At 40.5% G+C, this 8,904-nt stretch carries 6 protein-coding genes; all 6 read left to right on the top strand.

Annotated features, from left to right (window positions below; all coding sequences use genetic code 11):
* A partial coding sequence (locus tag ABZB17_RS16675) for a helix-turn-helix transcriptional regulator (protein ID WP_372651742.1) occupies positions 1–322 on the top strand: 322 nt, incomplete at its 5' end.
* A 387-nt stretch (positions 323–709) separates the two neighbouring features.
* Positions 710–3,940, top strand: a complete 3,231-nt coding sequence (locus ABZB17_RS16670; RefSeq protein WP_372651741.1) for a SusC/RagA family TonB-linked outer membrane protein — start codon at positions 710–712, stop codon at positions 3,938–3,940.
* A gap of 12 nt (positions 3,941–3,952) precedes the next feature.
* The gene (locus ABZB17_RS16665) at positions 3,953–5,665 is read left to right on the top strand and encodes a RagB/SusD family nutrient uptake outer membrane protein (protein WP_372651739.1); all 1,713 of its coding nucleotides are present in this window, start codon (positions 3,953–3,955) and stop codon (positions 5,663–5,665) included.
* Positions 5,666–5,687: 22 nt separating this feature from the next.
* Positions 5,688–6,479: a hypothetical protein gene (locus tag ABZB17_RS16660; protein WP_372651737.1), complete on the top strand. Its 792-nt coding sequence runs from the start codon at positions 5,688–5,690 to the stop codon at positions 6,477–6,479.
* Between the two features lie 240 nt (positions 6,480–6,719).
* Positions 6,720–7,976, top strand: coding sequence for a T9SS type A sorting domain-containing protein (locus ABZB17_RS16655; protein ID WP_372651735.1), 1,257 nt, complete (start codon positions 6,720–6,722; stop codon positions 7,974–7,976).
* A gap of 8 nt (positions 7,977–7,984) precedes the next feature.
* Positions 7,985–8,904 (top strand): PKD domain-containing protein (locus ABZB17_RS16650; protein WP_372651733.1); only part of this gene is annotated, 920 nt, incomplete at its 3' end.

Raw genomic sequence — 8,904 nt, 5'->3', positions numbered from 1 at the left:
CGGGGTCGTTAAAACAAAAATGGCTATAATTAAAAAGCGTATCGACAAGGAAATCGATAATCAAAATCAAAATCAAATATTCGAAAGTTATTTTGAAGAAGTTCATGCCGATTTCTTTGAACGGTTAAAAGAAAAATTCCCGCACTTATCGCCAAAGGATTTGCGCCTTTGTGCCTACATAAGAATGAACATGTCGACCAAAGAAATTGCCACCTTGTTAAATATCTCCACCCGCGGAGTTGAAATAAGCCGATACCGGCTTCGCAAAAAATTTGAGCTCTATCGCGATGTAAACCTTTCCACATTCCTGCTGAATCTATAAATTAGCTATGTTGTATATCATATTTTTAGATGAGGTAGTTTAAATCATTATTATCATATCCTACATCCCTCTTTATCAGTCTATATGATTTTTAATGATGTATTTTTGATGAATTATAAAAATGCCCCTGATGTATTAATGTTGGGGTATTATTCTTGCTAAATAGCCCACTTTTAGTTCATATTTGTTGCCGTTTAAGGTAAAATAGACCAAAAAATGTATCAAATCTTACATTGAAACTAAATAGTAAACAAGTATGACATTTGCAAATACTTCATCTTCTCCCCTTAAATTTAACGCCACTTACAATCATATCTCGTGCAGACAAACTCGCACTAACAACAAGTGCGAAAGACTATACAATTTATAATAATCAAATTCAGATCTATGAAAGAAAAACAAATGATGAGAAAAATTCTCATGTTGCTTTTGGTAGCTTTATTTTCCTCAGGGGCATTTGCCCAGGAAATTGCACTAAAAGGTGTTGTAACTTCTGCTGATGATAATCAACCTTTACCAGGGGTAACGATTACCATTGAAAGCACAACAAATGGAACGGTTACCGATTTTGATGGTAACTATACATTAACCGTACCATCAAATGCGATGCTTGTGTATTCTTATATCGGAATGAAATCACAGGTTATCGCTGTTGAAGGCAGAACAGAAATCAACGTACAGCTCGAACCCGATTTGTTTAATGTTGATGAAGTAGTTGTTGTTGGTTATGGTGTACAAAAGAAAGCCCTAACAACCGGAGCTAATATTAACGTAAAAGGAGAAGATATTGCAGCATTAAATACGTCTACTGCAATGGAAGCTCTGCAAGGAACTACGCCGGGTGTTAGTATTACTCGTAATAACGGGCAGCCGGGTGCAGGAACTAAGGTAACTATACGTGGTTTAGGTACAATTGGCAATTCTAATCCTTTGTACATTGTTGATGGTGTTGCAGTTGGTGACATTAATTATTTGGCTAGTTCGGATATTGAATCGATTGATGTATTGAAAGACGCCGCATCGGCCGCAATTTACGGTTCGCGCGCTGCAAATGGTGTTGTTTTAGTTACCACCAAAAAAGGTAAAAAGGGGAGCAAACCACAAGTAACTTACGATGGTTATTTTGGTGTTCAAAACATTTACAAAAATCTTGATCCGCTTAATGCACAGGAATATATGTATATTATGGATGAAGGACTTGTAAATGATGGTGAGGCTCCAAACGACTGGGAATACATACTAAAAAATAATGGGTGGTTAAATCGCAATTTTCCAAATGACCTTGGTACAAAACTAGGTGAAGACATATGGGGTATGTTGCAAAACGGTTGGGAAGGAACTAACTGGATTAACGAAATAATCAAACAAGATGCTTCAATGCAAAGCCATGCCATAAATATCACTGGTGGTAGCGACGATGTAATTTACTCAGCAGGTATCTCCTACCTCGACCAAACTGGTATTATTGGTGGCGACATTATCGACGCCGGCTACAAAAGGTTAACTGCTCGTTTAAATACCGAATTTGTATTGTTTAAAAACGACGAATACGATATTATTACAATTGGTGAAAACCTTACCTACACCAATACAGAAAACAGAAGTGTTGGTACCGGTAACATTTACTGGAACGACCTGCACGATGCATTGGTACAGAATCCATTGATGCCAGCTTACTGGCAACCAGCAATTGATAATAATGTTAGCGAGTTTGGTTTTACTCCAACACTGGAAGGATTGGCTAACGACCAGCACAACCCTATTGCCAATATGTATTACCGCCATAATTACAACTATGGCAAAGGAAATAAAGTTACAGGTAATGCATACATCAAAATTGAGCCAATAAAAGACCTGGTGGTAAGAAGTTCGTTTGGTATAGATGCATGGTTTGGACATAGTCGTTCAATGAATCCTACTTACAACCTCGGAGACTTATACAGAAACGATAATAACGGTGCATCACAAAACCAGTATTTTGGAAATAACTGGACATGGTCTACCACTGCTGCTTACGGCCGTCTGTTTGGCGATCATAAAGTAGATGTATTGGTAGGTACCGAGTTGCTTAAAAACCAGATTAATACTGAGGTTGGTGGTTCACGAAACAATTTGATTTTCCCTGGTGATCCTAAATATGCGTACATTCGCAATACAGAAAGCCCTGCGTCAATTAGTGATATCAATACCTGGGGTCAGGACTGGGCAGCCGGCGGTGGTGGTTTAATGTCGTACATTGCCCGTGCACAATATAACTTCAAAGAAAAATATATGTTTTCAGCAACTGTGCGCGCCGATGGTTCGTCGAACTTCGCTGAAGGCAATCGTTGGGGAACTTTCCCATCTTTCTCGGCAGGTTGGATAATTACTGAAGAAGACTTCATGGAGAACTCAGGACCCATTGAATTTGCTAAATTACGTGCAAGTTGGGGCCAAAATGGTAACCAGTCTATCGATAACTTTATTTATTCTTCGTCAATCGCATATGCATTTCCTGGTTACTTTTTCGGCGATACAAAACCGGTATCAGGAACTACATCGTATCCAGCACGTGTGCCAAACCCTGATGTTACCTGGGAAACTTCGGAACAGCTAAACTTTGGTATTGATGCACGTTTATTAGACTCTAGATTAGCAGTTACAATAGATTGGTACAAAAAGTCAACAAAAGACTGGTTGGTTGTTGCGCCAATTCAAGGTACTTTTGGTGCTGGTGCTCCATTTATTAACGGTGGTGATATTGATAACACTGGTTTTGAAATGGTATTTAGTTGGCAAGATAAAGTTGGTGAATTTAAATATGGTGCATCATTTAGTGCGGCGTATAACAAAAACGAAGTGAAACGAATTGATAATGCCGACGGTACTATTCAAGGTCCTTCAAGTGTTATATCGCAAGGAACAGCAGCAGTTTCGCGCGTTGAGGTTGGTAAACCAATTGGTTTCTTTTACGGATACCAAACCGATGGTCTATTACAAAACCAGGATGAAGTTGATGCATATGTAACACCCGAAGGAAATCCTTATTTTAACGATCAACGTCCGGGCGATGTGCGTTTTGTAGACCAAAACCTTGATGGTGTTATTGATGAAGATGACAAAATAATGTTAGGCGATCCAAATCCGGATTGGGAAGTTGGTATCCAGTTAAATGCTGAATTCAAAAACTTTTATGCCAATACAACTTTAACAGGGAAATTTGGTATGCAGGTTATGCAATCATACCGTTCATTTGCGGACCGTTTCGACCAAAACTATACAACCGGAATATTTGACCGCTGGCACGGCGAAGGAACTTCGGACAGAATTCCTCGCTTAAGTTCTTCATCCAACCGCAACACCAACTTTGTCTCAGACATTTACATGCATAATGCTGATTATCTACGCATTAGCAACTTAACTTTCGGTTATAATTTCGGGCACATGCTTTCTAAAATTGAATCTATTTCTAACGTAAGGCTTTATACCTCGGTAAGTAATTTATATACATTTACCGGTTACGATGGTATGGATCCAGAAGTTGCATTCGGACACGATGCTAATTGGGCATCTGGTGTCGACCTTGGGTTATACCCACAGGCAAGAACAGTTATGTTTGGCTTAAGTGTTGAGTTTTAAAAATAAAAAAATATGAAAAATATATTATACTTAGCAGTTGCGTGCGTATTGGTATTTACTACCAGCTGTGGTGATGAATTTTTAGATACCGACAACCTCTACGAAAAGAATTTGGAGACTTATTATGCAACACCAACTGATATGAAAGAAGCCATGGCCGGCGTTTATAATGCAATTTATACTGGCAATGTGCATAGTAACGAATCGATGGCTGCCAACCTACTTTCTGACATGATGCTTGGTGGCGGTGGTCCAGATGATAAATCGGCTAAATGGGTAGATAATTTTGAAGACCCACTTGAAGATACATACCGCGATATGTGGACACAGTGCTACAGTGGTATTGCACGTGCAAATGCCATTATTGAAAAAACACCAGACACAGACTTTTCGAAATTTTTCGAATCACCTGAGTTGGCAGAAGAATTCAAAAATCAGCAGGTTGGAGAGGCACTGTTTATGCGGGCATTCTTCTATTTCCGACTAGCGAAGTTTATGGGTGGCGTTCCTTTAATTATAACAATTGAAGATCCGAAAGATAGCCCACGAGCAAGCTACACCGAAACCTTTGCACAAATTGCAACTGACTTAAAAGCAGCAATTGAAACTTTACCTGCAAAGCCTTTCCCAAGTATTCCAACAGATCAGTACGGGCATGCAAACAAATGGGTAGCTCAAGCATACATGGCTCGTGTGTACTTGTTTTATACAGGCTACATGACGAATATGGAAGGTCAGGCAACCGACGTTTTGCCGCTGGCTGACGGGGGTTCACTTTCTGCAAATGATGTTGCAGCTTACCTGAATGACTGCATGACTAACAGTGGTCACGAATTGGCAAGTGACTTTAGAAACCTTTGGCCTTATTCCTATGTTAACCAATCGGCAAACGATACAACAGTATTGCCATGGGCACACGAAAATGGTCTGGCCTGGGTTGGACAAGATGGCCATTCACCCACGTTTGGAACCGGAAACCTCGAAACGATGTTTGTTCAGCGTTTCTCTTTCGGAGATTGGGGTTGGAATCAAGGTAATATTTACACCAACCGCTTAGCTTTGTTTACTGGTATTCGCGATAACTCAATGGTTCCTTTTGGACAAGGTTGGGGATGGTGCCCAATTAATCCAAATTTGTGGAACAGTTGGGATAACGAAGACCCTCGTAAAGAAGGTTCAATTTTAGAACTAGGAAACGAAGCACAAGGGACAGGTGGATACGAAGGAGATAAAGGCGATCATGAAACAGGTTTCTTCAATAAAAAATACATTGCTATCCAACACAAAGAAGGTGATGGCGATGTAAAAGGTATGTTTGTTCAGTTATACGACTGGGGAAATGCCGATATGCAGTTAATGCACGCACAAGACTTCATTTTTATGCGTTATGCCGATGTATTGTTGATGCACTCTGAAATTACCGGAACTGCAGACGGAATGAATGCTGTACGAGCCAGAGCTGGTTTAGATCCGGTAGCTTATTCGCTTGACGCATTAAAAGAAGAGCGTTTACACGAATTTGCCTTTGAAGGTTTACGCTGGTTCGATATTGTTCGTTGGGGCGATGTTGAAACCGCGTTCAATTATACTTTGGATGTACGTAACTCAGGAATCGATGCAAAATACAGTGTGAATTACCGTCCTGAAACCAAAGGCTTAATGCCTATTCCTGAAACAGAAATTAGACTTTCTAACGGTGTTTACGAGCAAAATCCAGGTTGGTAATAACTTTTTAAAATCAAGAAAAATGAAGATAAATAATTATAAAAAATATAGTCTTTTATTCGCCCTATTGGTTTTGCTGTTTACAGCTTGCGAATCAATAGTTGATGAGAAAGAGTTGGAGAACACCACAGACGTTGATGGAGTTAACCTGGTTGTTGGCCAAAACTCCAGTGGCGGTAACCTTCTAGTGCTAGAAATGAACACACCAGGTGTAACGGGTTACTGGGATTATAATTTGGGTACTGCGAAAACCAACAAAGTTGAAGTAGTTTATCCTATTCCCGGAACATCAACTTTTACTTTTATTGGCACTTTAGGAGCCGAATTCTTTGAAAAAACCATTGACGTAACCATTGACGTACTCGATACTCCACTGGAGCAGGACTGGTACGACCTGGTTAGTGAAAATACTTCCGCAGGTAAAACATGGGTATTTGATGGCGCTGGCGGCGATAATGGCCTTTGGTGGTTTATGTCTGATCCGGGTAATCCTTGGGGAGTATGGTGGAATGCAGGAGGTACCTGTTGCCCTCCTGGTGATGCCGCCGGAAGCATGACTTTTAACCTTGACGGGGCTGCAAATTATGTTTACGATGATGGTAACGGAAATGTAACCAATGCCTCCTTTGTGTTAGATACAGAAAACCAACGACTCCATCTTAACGGAGCTTCAATATTGGGTTATGATGCTGATCGAGTAAATCCCGATGGTGTTTATAATATTATTGAGCTTACCGAAGACAAAATGGTTCTTTTTACACCAACAAACGGTGGAGGAACCGGTTGGACCTGGGTACTTGTTCCTGCAGAATAATAGCAAACAGTAATTTATTATATTGGCTGTTCAGCCAATTCAGTTTGATAGTTTAGTTAGATAAATGGGGAGAGTTTCTCTCTCCCCATTTTTATCAACTTTCTATATAGTAAGAGTATTAATTGATTAAAACTCAAAACTGACTATTGCCCTAATTTAGCGTTAAGGGTCATATAATATCATCATTCTTCTTCCTCACAAAGGGAAAAGAACTCAATACCTCACTACTTATCGTAGCAAATGAAACTTCTTCTTTCCATATTAGGTATTCTCCTCGCAGTTCTAAATACTTTCGGGCAGGTTGGCGATTTACTGTGGGAAGAAAATTTTAATACCGGCCAGCTCAACCTGGAGAATTGGAACATAGAAACAGGAACCGGTGTAAATGGTGATTTTGGAACCGGTCAGCTAGATCGTGCCACAAACCGCGAAGAAAACATCAGTTTTAGCAATAACGTACCGGGAGCCGAAAATGGTTGTCTGGTAATTACTACACAAAAAGAATTTTACATCGACAGAAATTATACCAGTGCCCGATTAAACACAGCCGGTAAAAAATCGTGGGGACCAGGACACCGTATTGTGGCCAGAATATTTCCGCGTGACGTAAAACAAATGGGACAAGGCTTTGCTTTTTGGATGATGCCCGACGAAATCCCTGAGGGACGGAACAGTTTGATGTGGCCGCAAGGTGGCGAAATCGATATTATGGAATATGTTGGATCTATTCCCTTCCATAATCTCGGCAGCGTACACTACGCCTGGTTTTGGCAAAACAACGAATGGGCCGACTGGAACCACGGACACCAGGGATTTTACTACAGCTACAAAACACAACAGGTACCAAATCCGGCAGAACCTGGTTATGGGAATTACCCACCGGATGAAAACGATTCGAATGCCGGAAGCTATGGATTTCACGAATATGGAATTGATTGGTATTCCGACCGGATTGAATTTTTTATCGACAACAATGTCTACCACATCCATTACTTAAACGATGGTAGTGCTTTCTCAGTAGATGGAGAAGATCAATCTGCGGTTTTAATGCGGGAAGGGAAACGAGTTGGTAGTTCTGAATATTCCAATCACTTTGGCGAATGGCACCCTTTCGAACACAAAATGTACCCAATTTTAAGTGCCGGCGTTACCGGAAAAGACTATTCGTATGGTGGCCCGGTAAATGACGACGCCGAATTTCCCTGCTCTGTTTTTATCGACTGGTTGAGGGTTTACAAACTGGATGTTAATGTAGGTATCAACCAAACAACATCACGGGAATTTCAGATTTATCCCAACCCGGTAAAAGAGAATTTTACGGTTAAAAACCCAGGCACTTTCGAAGTTAAACTAATCGATATGGCTGGAAATACTGCACTGCAAAAAACTTTCAGCAATACTGCAGAAATAAATACCGGCGGCTTTCGAAAAGGGCTGTACATGGTAATGATCGACAATGGAAACCAATCTGCCTCAGAAAAAATAGTAATTCAATAAGAAAAAATATGCGTAAAACATTTAACAAACAAAAACGAAACTGGCACATTCTCATGGCACTTCTTATTCTTATTGCTCCTTTAAAGGGTTGCAGCGAAGAGGGAGCAGATGCCGGTTTCACTGCCGATTTTTCGTATTCATTTATTGATGATAACAACGTTCGGTTTACCAACGAATCAGAAGGAGACTACCTGAGAATGAACTGGAATTTTGGTAACGGCCGCACGGAATCAACCACTACAAAATCTCAGTCGTACGATGTTTATTATCCTGAAGCCGGAGATTACAATGTAAACCTTTTGGTAATTGGTCTTGATAGCGAACAAAAGTCAGCCTCGAAATCAATAAATATTACCAACACCGATTTTGCCATTAGTTTTACCGCCGAGGCAGATGTAACTAATCCTAACAATATCAATCTGAAAAACACTTCGGTTGGCGATTTCGACTCTTTTCAATGGAAATTCAGAAATAAAACCATTGAAAACGAAACGAATGCCGTGGCCTATTTTCCCTATGCAGGAACGTACACTATTGAGTTAATTATTACCAAAAACGGAGATACTTTTTCTTCAACAGAGAATATCACCATTGCCGCCAACGATTCAGAATACTTTTCGAAACTGGAGCTGGTTTGGGAAGATAATTTTGATGGGAACGCTGTAAATACCGACAACTGGACCTTCGAAACCGGCTCGGGTGGCTGGGGAAACAACGAGCTGCAAAATTATACCTCTGGAGAAAATGCTGTGGTTAAGGATGGCATTCTTACCATAACGGCAAAAAAACTAAACGATGCTAAAGTTGCCGGATCGTACACCTCCTCGCGAATGATCAGCAGTGGTAAAAAAGAGTTTACCTATGGCCGAATGGTAATCCGGGCGAAACTGCCTTCAGGAACAGGAATCTGGCCGGCAATCTGGATGCT

The sequence above is a fragment of the Draconibacterium sp. genome (assembly GCF_041583095.1).
Taxonomy (GTDB): Bacteria; Bacteroidota; Bacteroidia; order Bacteroidales; family Prolixibacteraceae; genus Draconibacterium.
This window is presented reverse-complemented; position numbering and strand designations above follow the sequence as displayed.